This is a genomic window from Pseudomonas sp. SJZ079 (assembly GCF_007993865.1).
Classification (GTDB): Bacteria; Pseudomonadota; Gammaproteobacteria; order Pseudomonadales; family Pseudomonadaceae; genus Aquipseudomonas.
The window spans coordinates 1-15,159 of the sequence record NZ_VIUH01000017.1; the positions used below are offsets into that span (position 1 = coordinate 1).

14 protein-coding genes are annotated in these 15,159 nt (G+C 65.8%); 13 read left to right on the forward strand and 1 reads right to left on the reverse strand.

The features are described from left to right. The coding region (locus FBY03_RS15320) for a glycerate kinase (RefSeq protein ID WP_147173237.1) at window positions 1–1,107 on the forward strand (1,107 nt) is incomplete at its 5' end. After that, window positions 1,104–2,519 (forward strand): pyruvate kinase, encoded by a 1,416-nt coding sequence (pyk, locus tag FBY03_RS15325; RefSeq protein ID WP_147173238.1) that lies wholly within the window; start codon window positions 1,104–1,106, stop codon window positions 2,517–2,519. The genes FBY03_RS15320 and pyk, both read left to right, overlap by 4 nt. A gap of 24 nt (window positions 2,520–2,543) precedes the next feature. Here pyk and glcC read toward each other — a convergent pair whose 3' ends face one another. Continuing rightward, entirely contained in the window at window positions 2,544–3,317 is a 774-nt protein-coding gene (glcC, locus tag FBY03_RS15330) for a transcriptional regulator GlcC (protein WP_147173239.1), read from the reverse strand. Between the two features lie 255 nt (window positions 3,318–3,572). Here glcC and glcD point away from each other — a divergent pair, with 255 nt between their 5' ends. The 11 genes from glcD (at window position 3,573) to FBY03_RS15385 (ending at window position 15,102) form a co-directional block, all read left to right on the forward strand. Next, window positions 3,573–5,072, forward strand: coding sequence for a glycolate oxidase subunit GlcD (gene glcD, locus FBY03_RS15335; protein ID WP_147173240.1), 1,500 nt, complete (start codon window positions 3,573–3,575; stop codon window positions 5,070–5,072). A 5-nt stretch (window positions 5,073–5,077) separates the two neighbouring features. Then, window positions 5,078–6,136 (forward strand): glycolate oxidase subunit GlcE, encoded by a 1,059-nt coding sequence (glcE, locus tag FBY03_RS15340; RefSeq protein WP_147173332.1) that lies wholly within the window; start codon window positions 5,078–5,080, stop codon window positions 6,134–6,136. Between the two features lie 3 nt (window positions 6,137–6,139). Beyond that, the gene (gene glcF, locus FBY03_RS15345; protein WP_147173241.1) at window positions 6,140–7,357 is read left to right on the forward strand and encodes a glycolate oxidase subunit GlcF; all 1,218 of its coding nucleotides are present in this window, start codon (window positions 6,140–6,142) and stop codon (window positions 7,355–7,357) included. A 119-nt stretch (window positions 7,358–7,476) separates the two neighbouring features. Continuing rightward, entirely contained in the window at window positions 7,477–7,878 is a 402-nt protein-coding gene (locus FBY03_RS15350; RefSeq protein ID WP_147173242.1) for a heme-binding protein, read from the forward strand. A gap of 80 nt (window positions 7,879–7,958) precedes the next feature. Then, window positions 7,959–10,136 (forward strand): malate synthase G, encoded by a 2,178-nt coding sequence (locus FBY03_RS15355; protein WP_147173243.1) that lies wholly within the window; start codon window positions 7,959–7,961, stop codon window positions 10,134–10,136. 277 nt (window positions 10,137–10,413) lie between these two features. Further along, the gene (locus FBY03_RS15360) at window positions 10,414–12,114 is read left to right on the forward strand and encodes an L-lactate permease (RefSeq protein WP_147173244.1); all 1,701 of its coding nucleotides are present in this window, start codon (window positions 10,414–10,416) and stop codon (window positions 12,112–12,114) included. Between the two features lie 99 nt (window positions 12,115–12,213). Further along, window positions 12,214–12,381 (forward strand): rubredoxin, encoded by a 168-nt coding sequence (locus FBY03_RS15365; protein ID WP_025163875.1) that lies wholly within the window; start codon window positions 12,214–12,216, stop codon window positions 12,379–12,381. Window positions 12,382–12,531: 150 nt separating this feature from the next. Continuing rightward, a complete protein-coding gene (locus FBY03_RS15370; RefSeq protein WP_025163876.1) occupies window positions 12,532–12,699 on the forward strand; it encodes a rubredoxin in 168 nt (55 codons plus the stop codon). Between the two features lie 260 nt (window positions 12,700–12,959). Further along, on the forward strand, window positions 12,960–14,108 hold the full coding sequence (locus FBY03_RS15375) for an NAD(P)/FAD-dependent oxidoreductase (protein ID WP_147173245.1): 1,149 nt from the start codon (window positions 12,960–12,962) through the stop codon (window positions 14,106–14,108). A gap of 187 nt (window positions 14,109–14,295) precedes the next feature. Then, a complete protein-coding gene (locus FBY03_RS15380) occupies window positions 14,296–14,568 on the forward strand; it encodes an HU family DNA-binding protein (RefSeq protein ID WP_025163878.1) in 273 nt (90 codons plus the stop codon). A 141-nt stretch (window positions 14,569–14,709) separates the two neighbouring features. Then, window positions 14,710–15,102: a helicase gene (locus FBY03_RS15385; RefSeq protein ID WP_147173246.1), complete on the forward strand. Its 393-nt coding sequence runs from the start codon at window positions 14,710–14,712 to the stop codon at window positions 15,100–15,102. Window positions 15,103–15,159: the final 57 nt, after the last annotated feature.

Below are 15,159 nucleotides of genomic sequence, written 5' to 3' on the forward strand. Positions count from 1 at the left end.
GAGTGGCAAGGGGAAGTCTCCGGCCTGGTGGTGACCCGCTACGAGCACGGCGCCCATTGCCAGAAGATCGAGGTGGTGGAAGCCGCCCACCCGGTGCCGGACGATGCCGGCGAACGGGTGGCCCGTCGCGTGCTGGAGCTGGTCAGCAACCTGCAAGAGTCCGACCGGGTGATCTTCCTGCTGTCCGGTGGCGGCTCCTCGCTGCTGGCCCTGCCGGCCGAGGGCATCACCCTGGCCGACAAGCAGGCGATCAACAAGGCGCTGCTCAAGTCCGGCGCGACCATTGGCGAGATGAACTGCGTGCGCAAGCACCTCTCGGCGGTCAAGGGCGGGCGCCTGGCCAAGGCCTGCTGGCCGGCCAGCGTGTACACCTATGCGATCTCCGACGTGCCGGGCGATGAAGCCACGGTGATCGCCTCCGGGCCGACCGTGGCCGACCCGACCACCTCGGTGCAGGCCCTGGCGATTCTCGCCCGCTACAGCATCGAGATCCCGGCCAACGTGCGCGCCTGGTTGCAGGACCCGCGTTCGGAGACGGTCAAGCCGGGCGACCCCTGCCTGAGCCGCAGCCACTTCCAGCTGATCGCCACGCCGCAGCAGGCGCTGGATGCCGCCGCCGCCAAGGCCGAGGCCGCCGGTCTGCCGACCCTGATTCTCGGCGACCTGGAGGGCGAGTCGCGCGAGGTGGCCAAGGTGCATGCCGGCATCGCCAAGCAGGTGCTGCAGCACGGCCAGCCGCTCAAGGCGCCGTGCGTGATCCTCTCCGGCGGCGAAACCACGGTCACCGTGCGCGGCAATGGCCGCGGCGGACGCAACGCCGAGTTCCTCCTCAGCCTGACCGACAGCCTCAAGGGCCTGCCCGGGGTCTACGCCCTGGCCGGTGACACCGACGGCATCGACGGCTCGGAAGACAACGCCGGCGCCATCATGACCCCGGACAGCCATGCCCGCGCCGCGGCGCTGGGCCTGAGCAGCAGCTTTGAGCTGGACAACAACAACGGCTATGGCTACTTCGCCGCCCTCGAGCAACTGATCGTCACCGGGCCGACCCGGACCAACGTCAACGATTTCCGCGCCATTTTGATCCTAAAGGACCCTGCCCAATGAACGCCGACAAGAAAGTAAAAATCCTCGCCACCCTCGGCCCGGCGATCAACGGCATCGAGGACATCCGCCAGCTGGTCGAGTCCGGGGTCAACCTGTTCCGCCTCAACTTCAGCCACGGCGAGCACGCCGACCACGCCCAGCGCTACCACTGGGTGCGCGAAGTGGAGCAGCGCCTGAACACGCCGATCGGCATCCTCATGGACCTGCAGGGACCGAAGCTGCGCGTCGGCCGGTTCAAAGACGGCAAGGTCAACCTGGAGCGCGGCCAGGCCTTGCGCCTGGACCTGGACCCCACTCCGGGCGACGCCCGCCGGGTTTGCCTGCCGCACCCGGAAATCATCGAAGCGCTGCAGCCGGGGATGAACCTGCTGCTCGACGACGGCCGCCTGCGCCTGCAGGTAACCGCCAAGCACAGCGACGCCATCGACACCCAGGTGATCGCCGGCGGCGAGCTGTCCGACCGCAAGGGCGTCAACGTGCCGGAGGCGGTGCTGCAACTCAGCCCGCTGACCGAGAAAGACCGCCGCGACCTGACCTTCGGCCTGGAACTGGGCGTGGACTGGGTGGCGCTGTCGTTCGTCCAGCGTCCCGAGGACATCCTCGAGGCGCGCGAGCTGATCCAGGGCAAGGCCTTCATCATGGCCAAGATCGAGAAACCCTCGGCGGTGCAGCAGATCGAAGCCATCGCCCAACTGTGCGACGCGATCATGGTCGCCCGTGGCGACCTCGGCGTGGAAGTGCCGGCGGAAAACGTGCCGCGCATCCAGAAGGACATCATCCGCACCTGCCGCCAGCTCGGTAAGCCGGTGGTGGTGGCCACGCAGATGCTCGAATCCATGCGCTTCTCCCCGGCGCCGACCCGCGCCGAAGTCACCGACGTGGCCAACGCCGTGGCCGAAGGCGCCGATGCAGTGATGCTGTCGGCCGAGACCGCCTCCGGCGACTACCCGCTGGAAGCGGTGCAGATGATGAGCAAGATCATCCGCCAGGTGGAAAGCGGCCCGGACTTCCAGGCCCAACTCGACGTCAGCCGCCCGCAGGCCGAAGCCACCGCCTCGGATGCGATCAGCTGCGCGATCCGCCGCATCAGCTCGATCCTGCCGGTGGCCGCGCTGGTCAACTACACCGAGTCCGGCGCCAGCAGCCTGCGCGCCTCGCGCGAGCGGCCGAAGACGCCGATCCTCAGCCTGACCCCGAACCTGCACACCGCACGGCGCCTGAGCGTCGCCTGGGGCATCTACTCGGTGGTCAACCCGCGCCTGCATGAGGTCGAGGAGGTCACCAGCACCGCCCTGAACATCGCCAAGGCCCAAGGCATGGCCCAGCCCGGCGACACCGTGGTGATCACCGCCGGCGTACCCTTCGGCCAACCGGGCAGTACCAACAGCCTGCGTATCGAAACGCTTTCTTAGGGCAGCGTTAAGTCCGACAGGCTCCTAGGTCCAGCCCTCCAGGCGCATGCTCGCGCGCACCAGGCGTTGTTCCTCCTGCTCGATCTCCTTGAGATTGTCGCGGATGCTGTGGATGTGCTCGCGGGCGGCGCGCTGCGCCTGTTCCGGCAGGCGCTCGATCACCGCGTGGTACAGCCGTGCGTGCTGGCGGTCGATCTGGCGTTTCTGCACGGGCCGGTGATAGAGGTTGTTGACCGAGGCGAACACCGTGCTGAGCATCAGGTCGGTCAGCGACTGCAGGGTGTGCAGCAGCACCGGGTTGTGTGAGGCCTCGCAGATCGCCAGGTGGAAGGCATGGTCGAGGCGCGCATGCTCGCGCGGTTCGACGGCATCCGCCTGGGCGTGGGCGGCGAGCATTTCCTCGTAGCGTCGGGTGAGCAGGACGAAATCCGCGTCGGTGCCGCGCAAGGCGGCCAGGCGTGCCGATTCGGCCTCCAGCAGGGCGCGCACTTCGAGCAGATCGAAGAGGGTGCGCGGCTGCGAGTTGAACAGGTGCATCAGCGGGCTGGCATCGCGCGGCCCGCTCAGCGTGGCGACCCGCGAGTCGCGGCCCTGGGCGGTCTCGATGATGCCGCGGCCGCGCAGCACCTTGAGTCCCTCGCGCAAGGCCGAGCGGGATATCCCCAGCTTCTCGCACAGGCGCCGTTCCGAAGGCAGCGCCTGGCCGACCTTGAGCACGCCATCGACGATCAATCGCTCGATCCGTTCGGCGACCACATCACTGACCTGACGACGAGTTTCAGGCGTTTCTTCGAGCATGTTTAAACCTCGAACAACTGGTAGGACCAGTTCAAATTGGTTAATCGAAGCGCTTTCACTATAGGCATCCGTCCCAGTAAATGTAAGGCATTAGATGGCAGGAGGCGGACTGTGCACTTGAAAAAACTGGTCGTACCAGTGTGCTTAGCGATGGACGCCGAACTCGCCGCGGCCTAAACATACTGGCCACAATAAGCAGCTCGGGTTCGCCGCCTGGCCTGCACAGAACAGCAACGTCATTCGAGTGAGCCTGCCATGAGCATTCTGTACGACGAGCGTGTCGATGGCCCGCTGCCCACAGTCGATAAGCTGGCCCTGCTGGCTGAGCTGCGCGCGCAGCTGCCAGACCTGGACGTGTTGCACGATCAGGAAGATCTCAAACCCTACGAATGCGACGGCCTCTCGGCCTACCGCGCCACCCCGATGCTGGTGGTGCTGCCCGAGCGCGTCGAACAGGTACAAGCCCTGCTCAAGCTGTGCCACCAGCGCGGCGTGCCGGTAGTGGCGCGCGGCGCCGGCACCGGTCTGTCCGGCGGCGCGTTGCCGCTGGAGCAGGGCATCCTGCTGGTGTTGGCGCGCTTCAACAAGATTCTCGAGGTCAACCCGGCCGGACGCTTCGCCCGAGTCCAGCCCGGCGTGCGCAACCTGGCGATCTCCCAGGCGGCGGCGCCGCATGAGTTGTATTACGCACCGGACCCGTCCTCGCAGATCGCCTGCTCGATTGGCGGCAACGTCGCCGAGAACGCCGGCGGCGTGCACTGCCTGAAGTACGGCCTGACCGTGCATAACCTGCTCAAGGTGGAGGTCCTCACGGTCGAGGGCGAGCGCATGACCCTGGGCAGCGATGCCCTGGATGCGCCCGGCTTCGACCTGTTGGCCTTGTTCACCGGCTCGGAAGGCATGCTCGGCATCATCACCGAGGTCACGGTCAAGCTGCTGCCCAAGCCGCAGGTGGCGCGGGTGCTGCTGGCCAGTTTCGATTCGGTGGAGAAGGCCGGTCGTGCGGTCGGCGACATCATCGCCGCCGGCATTATTCCCGGTGGCCTGGAGATGATGGACAACCTGGCCATCAGGGCGGTGGAAGACTTTATCCAGGCCGGTTACCCGGTCGAGGCCGAAGCCATCCTGCTGTGCGAACTGGATGGCGTCGAAGCCGATGTGCAGGACGACTGCGAACGGGTACGCGCGGTGCTGCAGCAGGCCGGCGCCACCGAGGTACGCCTGGCGCGCGACGAGGCCGAGCGGGTCAAGTTCTGGGCCGGGCGCAAGAACGCCTTCCCGGCGGTCGGGCGCATCTCGCCGGACTACTACTGCATGGACGGCACCATTCCGCGGCGCGAGCTGCCCGGTGTGCTCAGGGGCATCAGCGAGCTGTCCGCCGAGTGCGGCCTGCGCGTGGCCAACGTGTTTCACGCCGGTGACGGCAATATGCACCCGCTGATCCTCTTCGATGCCAACCAGCCCGGCGAACTGGAGCGCGCCGAAGCCCTAGGCGGCAAGATCCTCGAACTCTGCGTCAAGGTCGGCGGCAGCATCACCGGCGAACACGGCGTGGGCCGCGAGAAGATCAACCAGATGTGCGCCCAGTTCAACAGCGACGAGCTGACTCTGTTCCACGCGGTGAAAGCGGCCTTCGACCCCAGTGGCCTGCTCAACCCCGGCAAGAACATCCCGACCCTGCACCGCTGCGCCGAATTTGGCGCCATGCACGTGCACCACGGCCAGCTGCCTTTTCCCGAACTGGAGCGTTTCTAATGGTCATGCGTCACGATGCAGACGCCAGTGCGGCGCTGCTGGAACAGGTCAATCACGCGCTGAACAGCTCGACTGCGCTGCGCATTCAGGGCGGCAACAGCAAGGCCTTTCTCGGCCGTAACGTGGCTGGCGAGGTGCTCGACACCCGTGCCCATCGCGGCATCGTCAGCTACGACCCGACCGAGCTGGTGATCACCGTTCGCGCCGGCACGCCGCTGGTCGAGCTGGAGGCGGCGCTGGATGAGGCCGGGCAGATGCTCACCTGCGAAGCGCCGCATTTTGCTGAAGGCGCCACGGTCGGCGGCATGCTCGCGGCCGGGCTGTCCGGGCCGCGCCGGCCCTGGTCCGGGGCGGTGCGTGACCTGGTCCTGGGCACGCGGCTGATCACCGGTTTCGGCAAGCAGCTGCGTTTCGGCGGCGAGGTGATGAAGAACGTCGCCGGCTACGACCTGTCGCGCCTGCTGGCGGGCAGCTTCGGTTGCCTCGGGGTGATCACCGAAGTGTCGCTCAAGGTGCTGCCCAAACCGCGCCAGACCATCAGCCTGCGCCTGCAGATGGACGCCGCCTGCGCCCTGCAGAAACTCGCCGAGTGGGGCCAGCAGCCGATCCCGATCAGCGCCGCCAGCCATGACGGTCAGGCCTTGCACCTGCGTTTGGAGGGCGGTGAGGGCTCGGTGGCCGCGGCCCGCGAACGCCTCGGCGGCGAACTGCTGGATAGCGCCTACTGGGGCGAGCTGAACGAGCAGCGTCTGCCTTTCTTCGCCGCTGCGGCGCCGCTGTGGCGCCTGTCCGTGCCGAGCCACAGCGGCGTGCTGGCCCTGCCCGGCGAGCAGCTGATCGACTGGGGCGGCGCGCAGCGCTGGCTGAAGTCCGACGCCGATGCCGCGCTGATCCGCCAGGTCGCCACGGCAGTCGGTGGCCACGCCACCTGCTTCAGCGCCGGGCACTGTGACAACCCGTTGCAGCCGCTGGCCGCGCCCTTGCTGCGCTACCACCGCCAACTGAAAGCCCAGCTCGACCCCCAGGGGATTTTTAACCCCGGTCGCATGTACTCCGAGGTGTAAGCCGTGCAGACGAATCTGAGTGAGCAAGCCAAGCGTCTGCCGCGCGGCGAAGAGGCCGAAAGCATTCTGCGCAGCTGCGTGCACTGCGGCTTCTGCAACGCCACCTGCCCGACCTACCAACTGCTTGGCGACGAGCTGGACGGCCCCCGTGGGCGTATCTACCTGATCAAGCAGGTGCTCGAAGGCAACCAGGTCACCGCCAAGACCCAGCTGCACCTGGATCGCTGCCTGACCTGCCGCAACTGCGAAACCACCTGCCCGTCCGGTGTGGACTACCACAACCTGCTGGACATCGGCCGCGCCGTGGTCGAGGCGGCGGTGCCGCGCCCACTGGGTCAGCGCGTGCTGCGCCAAGGCCTGCGCGCCGTGGTGCCGAACGCGGCCCTGTTCAAGGGCCTGACCCAGGTCGGTCAGGCCCTGCGCCCGCTGCTGCCAGCGGCGCTCAAGGCCAAGTTGCCGCGCGCCGCAGGTGCGGCCAAGCCGCGTCCCGCCCCGCGCCATGCACGCCGCGTGCTGCTGCTCGAAGGCTGCGTGCAGCCGGGGCTGTCGCCCAACACCAATGCCGCCACCGCGCGGGTGCTCGATCGCCTTGGCATCAGTGTCACGCCGATCCGCGAGGCCGGCTGCTGCGGTGCGGTGGACTACCACCTCGATGCCCAGGCAGCGGGTCTGCAGCGTGCCCGACGCAACATCGACGCCTGGTGGCCGGCCATCGAGCAGGGCGCCGAGGCCATCGTGCAGACCGCCAGCGGCTGCGGCGCCTTCGTCAAGGACTACGGTCACCTGCTCGAGCAGGACCCGGCCTACGCCGAGAAAGCCAAGCGGGTCAGCGCCTTGGCCAAGGACCTGGTGGAAGTGTTGCGCGAAGAGCCCTTGGAGGGTCTCGGCGTGCGCAGTGAGCTGCGCCTGGCCTTCCATTGCCCCTGCACCCTGCAGCACGCGCAGAAACTCGGGGGCGCGGTGGAGGAGGTGCTCGCCCGCCTCGGTTTCGGCCTCACCGCCGTGGCGGACAGCCACCTGTGCTGCGGGTCGGCCGGCACCTATTCGCTGACCCAGCCGGAACTGTCGAAACAGCTGCGCGACAACAAGCTGAACGCTCTGGAAAGCGGCAAGCCGCAGGTGATAGTCACCGCCAACATCGGCTGTCAGACCCACCTCGACGGCGCCGGGCGTACCCCGGTGCGGCATTGGATCGAGCTGGTCGAAGAGGCCATGAACTGACACCACCCCTGTAGGAGCCAGCTTGCTGGCGATCCGCTTCGCAGCGATCGCCAGCAAACTGGCTCCTACGCAACGCCGGCTACGAGCCGGCCATACGCATTCATTGAGAGGAATCACAGATGCAAAGCAAAGCCGTACTGGGTCAAGCCGAAGTCGCCCGCATTCTTGCCGCTGCGCGCGCCGAAGCGCAGCAGCACAGCTGGGCCGTGGCCATTGCCGTGGTCGACGACGGCGGCCACCCGCTGGCCCTGGAACGCCTCGACGGTTGTGCGGCGGTCGCTGCCTACATCGCCACCGAGAAAGCGCGCAGCGCGGCGCTCGGTCGCCGTGAAACCAAGGGCTACGAGGACATGGTCAACGGCGGCCGCAGCGCCTTTCTCTCCGCCCCGCTGATCACGTCCCTGGAAGGCGGCGTACCGGTGATGGTCGACGGCCAGGTGGTCGGCGCGGTGGGTGTCTCCGGGGTCAAGGCCGAGCAGGACGCCCAAGTGGCCAAGGCCGGCATCGCCACCCTGGGCTGAATTGACTACTGACAGGGCTCCCGTGGGAGCCCCTGCCGGCGCTTTGCGCCGCACCTGCACAGTTTGATGGAGAGTGGAAAATGTCCGATCGCGTGAACTGCCAGCGCCTGCAAGTGGCCGCCAAGCTGCAACGTTTCGTCGACGAGGAGGTGCTGCCGGGCAGCGGCATCGAGCGCGAGGCCTTCTGGAGTGGATTCGACGCCCTGGTGCATGACCTGGCGCCGCACAATCGCGCCCTGCTGGCCGAGCGTGAGCGTCTGCAGGTCGAACTGGATGCCTGGCACCGCGCCCATCCGGGCCCGGTGACCGACATGCCGGCCTACCGCGCCTTCCTCGAGTCCATCGGTTACCTGTTGCCGCAGCCGGACAGCGTGCAGGCCAGCACCGCCAGCGTCGACAGCGAAATTACCAGCCAGGCCGGCCCGCAACTGGTGGTGCCGGTGATGAACGCGCGTTACGCGCTGAACGCCGCCAACGCCCGCTGGGGCTCGTTGTACGACGCCCTGTACGGCACCGACGCCATCTCCGAGGACGGTGGCGCCGAAAAGGGCCCGGGCTACAACCAGACCCGTGGCGCCAGGGTCATCGCCTTCGCTCGCGCCTTCCTCGACCAGGCTGCGCCGCTGGCCACTGGCTCCCACGCCGACGCGGTCAGCTACCGGGTGGTCGACGGCCAGCTCCAGGTGACCCTGGAAGACGGCAGTCAGAGCGGCCTGGCTCAGACCGAGAAGTTCGTCGGCTATCAGGGCGAGGCCACTGCGCCCAAGGCCGTGCTGCTGAAGAACCACGGCCTGCACCTGGAAATCCAGATCGACCCGCACAGCCAGGTCGGCGCCACCGACGCCGCCGGGGTCAAGGACCTGCTGATCGAAGCCGCGCTGTCGACCATTCTCGATTGCGAGGACTCGGTGGCCGCGGTCGACGCCGACGACAAACTGCTGATCTATCGCAACTGGCTCGGCCTGATGAAGGGCGACCTGACTGAAGAACTGGAGAAGGGCGGCCAGCGCCTCGTCCGCCGCCTCAATCCGGACCGCCAGTACGTGGCTGCCGCCGGTGGCGAGCTGAAGCTGCACGGCCGCTCGCTGCTGTTCGTGCGCAACGTCGGCCACCTGATGAGCAACCCGGCGATCCTCGACGGCGAAGGTAATGAGATCCCCGAGGGCATCCTCGACGGCGTGATGACCAGCCTGATCGCCCTGCACGACCTCAAGCGGCGCGGCAACTCGCGCAGCGGCAGTGTCTACATCGTCAAACCGAAGATGCATGGCCCGGCCGAAGTGGCCTTCGCCGACCAGCTGTTCGGCCGTATCGAAGACCTGCTGCAACTGCCACGGCATACCCTGAAGATCGGCATCATGGACGAGGAGCGGCGCACCAGCGTCAACCTCAAGGCCTGCATCGCCGCCGCCAGTGCGCGGGTGGCCTTCATCAACACCGGCTTCCTCGACCGCACCGGCGACGAGATGCACAGCGCCATGCAAGCCGGCGCCATGCTGCGCAAGGGCGACATGAAGAGCAGTGCCTGGATCCAGGCCTACGAGCGCAACAACGTGCTGGTCGGCCTCAACTGCGGCCTGCGTGGTCGCGTGCAGATCGGCAAGGGCATGTGGGCCATGCCGGACCTGATGGCGGCCATGCTCGAGCAGAAGATCGCGCACCCGCTGGCCGGCGCCAACACCGCCTGGGTGCCGTCGCCGACCGCCGCCGTGCTGCATGCGCTGCACTACCACCAGGTCGACGTGGCGGCGCTGCAGCGCGAGCTGGAACGCAGCGACCTCGACGCCCAGCGCGACAGCCTGTTGCACGACCTGTTGAGCGTGCCGGTGGCCGCCGAGCGCAACTGGAGCGCTGCGGACATCCAGCAGGAACTGGACAACAACTGCCAGGGCATCCTCGGTTACGTGGTGCGCTGGGTCGAGCAGGGCGTCGGCTGCTCCAAGGTGCCGGACATTCACAACGTCGGCCTGATGGAAGACCGCGCGACCCTGCGTATCTCCAGTCAGCACATCGCCAACTGGCTGTACCACGGCGTGGTCGCCGAGGCGCAGGTGCGCGAGACCCTCGAGCGCATGGCCAAGGTGGTCGACGCACAGAACGCCGGCGATCTGCAGTACCGGCCGATGGCGGCGAACTACGCGCAGTCGGCGGCCTTTCAGGCGGCCAGCGATCTGGTGTTCAAGGGCCGCGAGCAGCCCAGCGGTTATACCGAGCCGCTGTTGCACGCCTGGCGCCTGCGCTTCAAACAGCAGGCCTGAGCGACAGCAACATGATCGTGGGAGGGGCTTTAGCCGCGACTGGCGGCTAGCGGTCGCGGCTAAAGCCCCTCCCACACAAGCAGCAGCCCAGCCGATACGGGTGTCGGCTGGGGGAGGAGTACAAGCGGTCCCGACAGCCTCTGGCTGGCGGGGCTTTCGAGCATGGACACCGGCCGGACGATCCTCGGCCGGTGTCCTGGGGCCGGCAAGGTCCAGATGCGTGGCACCGGGTACCCCCGGAACACTGTGGTTCACAATAACAAATAGGAACCAACTCATGAGTCAAACACTGCTGTCGATCCTGGCCTTCGTGCCGCTGGTGCTGGCGGGTGTGCTGCTGATCGGCTTTCGCTGGCCGGCCAAGTACGCCATGCCTGTGGTCTTCGTCCTCACCGCAATCATTGGCCTGACGGCCTGGGACATGACCCTCAATCGGGTTATCGCCTCCAGCTTGCAAGGGCTGATTCTCACCGCGGCGATCCTCTGGATCATCTTCGGCGCCATCCTGCTGCTCAATACCCTCAAGCACTCCGGCGGCATCAGCGCGATTCGCCGGGGCTTCTCCGCCATCAGTCCGGATCGCCGGGTACAGGCACTGATCGTCGCCTGGTTGTTCGGTTGCTTTATCGAAGGTGCTTCCGGTTTCGGTACCCCGGCTGCAGTCGCCGCGCCGTTGCTGGTGGCCCTGGGCTTCCCGGCATTGGCCGCGGTGGTGCTGGGCATGATGGTGCAATCCACGCCGGTGTCGTTCGGCGCGGTCGGTACGCCGATGCTGGTGGGGGTCACAGGTGGCCTGGATCAATCCGGGATGAGCGCACAGCTGCTGGCGCTCAATAGCAACTGGGACATCTTCTTTCAACTGATCTACTCGCGGGTGGCCATCACCCATGGCCTGATTGGCATCCTCATGCCGCTGATCATGCTGATGATCATGACCCGCTTCTTCGGCAAGAATCAGTCCTGGAAAGAAGGCTTGATGGTGGCGCCGTTTGCCATCTTCACCGGTCTCGCCTTCGTCCTGCCGTACATGGCGGCGGGGGTGTTCCTCGGCCCTGAATTCCCTTCGATGATCGGTGCCATGGTCGGTCTGGCCATAGTGATTCCAGCCGCTAAAGCAGGCTTTCTGCTGCCGAAGGAAACCTGGGATTTCGCCGACGCGAAAGACTGGCCAGCCGAATGGATGGGCAAGATCGAGTTGAAAATCGAGGACATCGCCGGCAAGACACCGATTTCCGTACGCATGGCTTGGGCTCCGTACCTGCTGCTGGCGGTATTTTTGGTGGCATCGCGGATATTCCCCGAGCTGAAAGCCGCGTTGATGGCGGTCAGCTTTGGCTGGACCGACATCCTCGGTGAAACCGGTGTTTCCGGCACCTTGCAACCGCTGTATCTGCCGGGTGGCATCCTGTGCATGGTGGTGCTGGTGACCTGCTTCCTGCACCGCATGCGCCTGGCCGAACTGGGTGCGGCAGTCAGCGAGTCGAGCCGTACCTTGCTCGGTGCCGGCTTCGTGCTGATCTTCACCATTCCGATGGTGCGTATCCTGATCAACTCCGGGGTCAATGCATCCGACCTGATCTCGATGCCGGTGGCCATGGCCACGTTGGTAGCGGACAGCGTGGGCGGCATTTATCCGTTGTTCTCGCCGGCTGTCGGTGCCCTGGGGGCCTTTATCGCCGGTTCCAACACCGTGTCGAACCTGATGCTCTCGCAGTTCCAGTTCAACACCGCCGGCTTGCTCGGCGTCTCCGGGGCGATGATGGTGGCCGCGCAGTCGGTCGGCGCCGCCGCCGGCAACATGATCGCCATCCACAACGTGGTCGCGGCTTCGGCCACCGTGGGCCTGCTCGGGCGTGAAGGCATCACCCTGCGCAAGACCATGTTGCCGACCCTCTACTACCTCCTGGCGGCCGGTGGCCTGACCATGATCGCCATGTACGGCATGGCGATTACCGACCCGCTGCAGGTCGTGCTGTAAGCGACCCGTCGGGCGGCATTCGTCGCCCGGCGGCTTGGCGCCTGCGTGCATTTGCGGTAGCGTGCCTCGCGCACTACCGTGAAAGTTACAGAGGTCGTTATGAAGAAGTGGCAATGTGTGGTCTGTGGGCTGATCTACGACGAAAGCCAAGGTTGGCCCGATGAAGGCATCGTTGCCGGCACCCCGTGGCAAGACGTCCCGGAAGATTGGTTGTGCCCGGACTGCGGCGTGAGCAAGATGGATTTCGAGATGATCGAAATCGCCTGATCCCAGAATTGACTACGGCGGCCCAGCGGGCCGCCGTTTTTATTGGGCGGGCTAAAACGCGTAGATCTGCTGGGGGGTGTCTGTTTCGGTTTGCCGCCGGGCAGCTGAGTGGACTGGGGTTGGCAACAGTTGCCGTATCGCGGAGGCAGTATGGGCAAGTGGCAATGCGTGGTCTGCGGCTTTATCTACGACGAAGCGGCTGGTCTGCCGGAAGAGGGGATTGCCCCCGGAACCCGCTGGGAAGACATTCCCGCCGACTGGATCTGCCCGGATTGCGGCGCGGGCAAGATGGATTTCGAGATGATCGAACTCGCCTGAGTCAGCAACGCCGCGTATTGGCCGGCAGCGTCCCGAGTGAGCCATGATTTCGCGGCGGCCTAGTGGCCTGTACGGTTAGTTGGCTAACTCAAGTTTGGATGGTTGAGGTTCCTAGACCAGGCGCTGCGACGAATCATAGCGGGCTATGGCGACGAGCGGCAACGCAGTATCGGGGCCTCAAGCGCCGAAATTGACTAATTGAACTAGCCACACAGGCCACTGGGGGCCGTCGCGGCGTTTTCACGAGTGAGGAATGGACAATGAGTGCACCTGTGGTGATCGTCGGCACCGGCCTGGCCGGCTATAACCTGGCGCGGGAGTTTCGCAAGCTGGACAGTCAGACGCCGTTGCTGCTGATCACCGCCGATGACGGTCGCTCTTATTCCAAACCTATGCTGTCCACCGGCTTCGGCAAGCACAAGGACGCCGATGGCCTGAGCATGGCCGAGCCGGGCGCCATGGCCGAGCAGCTGAACGCCGAGGTGCGCACCCATACGCGGATTACCGGTATCGATGCCGGGCACCAGCGCCTGTGGATCGGTGAGGAAGCCGTGCCGTACCGTGACCTGGTGCTGGCCTGGGGCGCCGAGGTGATCCGCGTTCCGGTCGAGGGCGACGCGCAGGATGCGCTGTTCCCGATCAATGATCTGGAAGACTACGCGCGCTTTCGCCTCGCGGCGGCCGGCAAACGCCGCGTGTTGCTGCTCGGTGCCGGCTTGATCGGCTGTGAGTTCGCCAATGACCTGAGTCTCGGCGGCTATCAGGTCGAGTTGGTCGCGCCCTGTGAACAGGTGATGCCCGGGCTGCTGCATCCGGCCGCGGCCGCGGCGGTGCAGGCGGGGCTGGAAAGCCTCGGCGCGCGCTTTCACCTCGGTCCGGTATTGATCAGCCTCAATCATGCGGCAGAGGGCTTACTCGCGCGCCTGTCCGACGGTACGCAGATCGCCTGTGACCTGGTGGTATCGGCGGTCGGCCTGCGTCCACGCATCGACCTGGCCGCTGCGGCCGGCCTGGGAGTCAATCGCGGGGTGATGGTCGATCGCCAGCTGCGCACCTCCCACGCCAATATCTATGCCTTGGGCGACTGCGCCGAGGTCGATGGCCTCAACCTGCTCTACGTGATGCCGCTGATGACCTGTGCCCGTGCCCTGGCGCAGACCCTGGCCGGTCAACCAACCGCAGTCCGCTATGGCGCCATGCCGGTCACGGTGAAAACCCCGGTGTGCCCGCTGGTGGTCTCGCCGCCACCGCGTGGCCTGCAGGGCGAATGGACGGTGGAGGGTAGCGGCAGCGACATCAAGGCCTTGTGTCGCGACGCGTCTGGCGCCTTGCTTGGTTATGCCCTGACCGGCGCGGCCGTGCAGGAAAAATTGGCGCTGAATAAGCTGCTGCCGGCGCTTCTGGCGTGAATGTCAGGGGTTCTGTCGGGTATGTCGTAAAAACCCCGGATTAAACTGTCGGACAAGACTGGCGCAGGTCCAAATGGCGTGCCATTCTCCCTCAGTCTGCCGCAGCACAGAGCTGTTGCGGCGCTTTGAGCGCTGTTCTGACGAACAGCACGGACACAACAACAACAAACCGTCAAAGAGGCATTTTATGCGTAAACCGGAACTCGCCGCCGCCATTGCCGATAAGGCAGATCTGACCAAGGATCAGGCCAATCGTGTACTCAACGCCGTGCTCGAAGAAATCACCGGCGCGCTGAACCGCAAGGACAGTGTGACCCTGGTTGGGTTTGGCACCTTCCTGCAGCGTCATCGTGGTGCGCGCACTGGCAAAAACCCACAAACCGGCCAGCCGGTGCAGATCAAGGCCAGCAATACCGTTGCCTTCAAACCGGGCAAGTCCCTGAAAGACGCGGTCAACTGAGCTTCCCCAGCCCGGAGCTAAGCGGCTCCGGGTGCCTTTCTCCTGCCCTCCACCCCGTCTACACCAGGCTTTAGGTCGGCTGTAGTCCTCGCCAAACCGCTACACTGCGCGCCGTTTCTTTTCCCCGTCGAGGCCGTGCGCATGAAATTCCGTTTTCTCCTGTGGATGCTGGGTCGCCTGATGAGCAAGGCCAGCCGCGACAATCCGGCTTTCCAGCAGCAACTGGTCGACCGCGACATGGTGTTCCAGTTGCACACCCTGGATGGCAAGATCGCTCGTCACTTCATCGTCAAAGACCAGCGCATCAGCAGCAAGCGCGGCCCCGCGCTCAAACCGGCTTTCGCCCTGGGTTTCAAGGACGGTGCCTATGGCTTCGCCACCATGAGCGCGAAGAACAAGCAACTGGCCTTTATGCAGGGCATTCAGAACAAGGACATCCAGATCCAGGGCAACCCGGCGCTGGTGCTGTGGTTCCAGGGGCTGACCAAATACCTGGTGGCGAAGAAAAAACCGACCGAGAAAAAAGCCGCCTGACGCTCAACCTCGCGCGCCACTGCTGGTCGGCGCGTGCTCCATTGGTTAGGCTGGCCG

What these genes read in the sequence shown, in the direction of transcription:
- glcD (WP_147173240.1), top strand. Translation starts at nt 3,573, where the DNA reads ATGAGCATTCTGTACGACGAGCGTGTCGATGGCCCGCTGCCCACAGTC.
- FBY03_RS15365 (WP_025163875.1), top strand. Translation starts at nt 12,214, where the DNA reads ATGAAGAAGTGGCAATGTGTGGTCTGTGGGCTGATCTACGACGAAAGC.
- FBY03_RS15370 (WP_025163876.1), top strand. Translation starts at nt 12,532, where the DNA reads ATGGGCAAGTGGCAATGCGTGGTCTGCGGCTTTATCTACGACGAAGCG.
- pyk (WP_147173238.1), top strand. Translation starts at nt 1,104, where the DNA reads ATGAACGCCGACAAGAAAGTAAAAATCCTCGCCACCCTCGGCCCGGCG.
- FBY03_RS15375 (WP_147173245.1), top strand. Translation starts at nt 12,960, where the DNA reads ATGAGTGCACCTGTGGTGATCGTCGGCACCGGCCTGGCCGGCTATAAC.
- FBY03_RS15350 (WP_147173242.1), top strand. Translation starts at nt 7,477, where the DNA reads ATGCAAAGCAAAGCCGTACTGGGTCAAGCCGAAGTCGCCCGCATTCTT.
- glcC (WP_147173239.1), bottom strand. Translation starts at nt 3,317, where the DNA reads ATGCTCGAAGAAACGCCTGAAACTCGTCGTCAGGTCAGTGATGTGGTC.
- FBY03_RS15385 (WP_147173246.1), top strand. Translation starts at nt 14,710, where the DNA reads ATGAAATTCCGTTTTCTCCTGTGGATGCTGGGTCGCCTGATGAGCAAG.
- glcE (WP_147173332.1), top strand. Translation starts at nt 5,078, where the DNA reads ATGCGTCACGATGCAGACGCCAGTGCGGCGCTGCTGGAACAGGTCAAT.
- FBY03_RS15360 (WP_147173244.1), top strand. Translation starts at nt 10,414, where the DNA reads ATGAGTCAAACACTGCTGTCGATCCTGGCCTTCGTGCCGCTGGTGCTG.
- FBY03_RS15355 (WP_147173243.1), top strand. Translation starts at nt 7,959, where the DNA reads ATGTCCGATCGCGTGAACTGCCAGCGCCTGCAAGTGGCCGCCAAGCTG.
- FBY03_RS15380 (WP_025163878.1), top strand. Translation starts at nt 14,296, where the DNA reads ATGCGTAAACCGGAACTCGCCGCCGCCATTGCCGATAAGGCAGATCTG.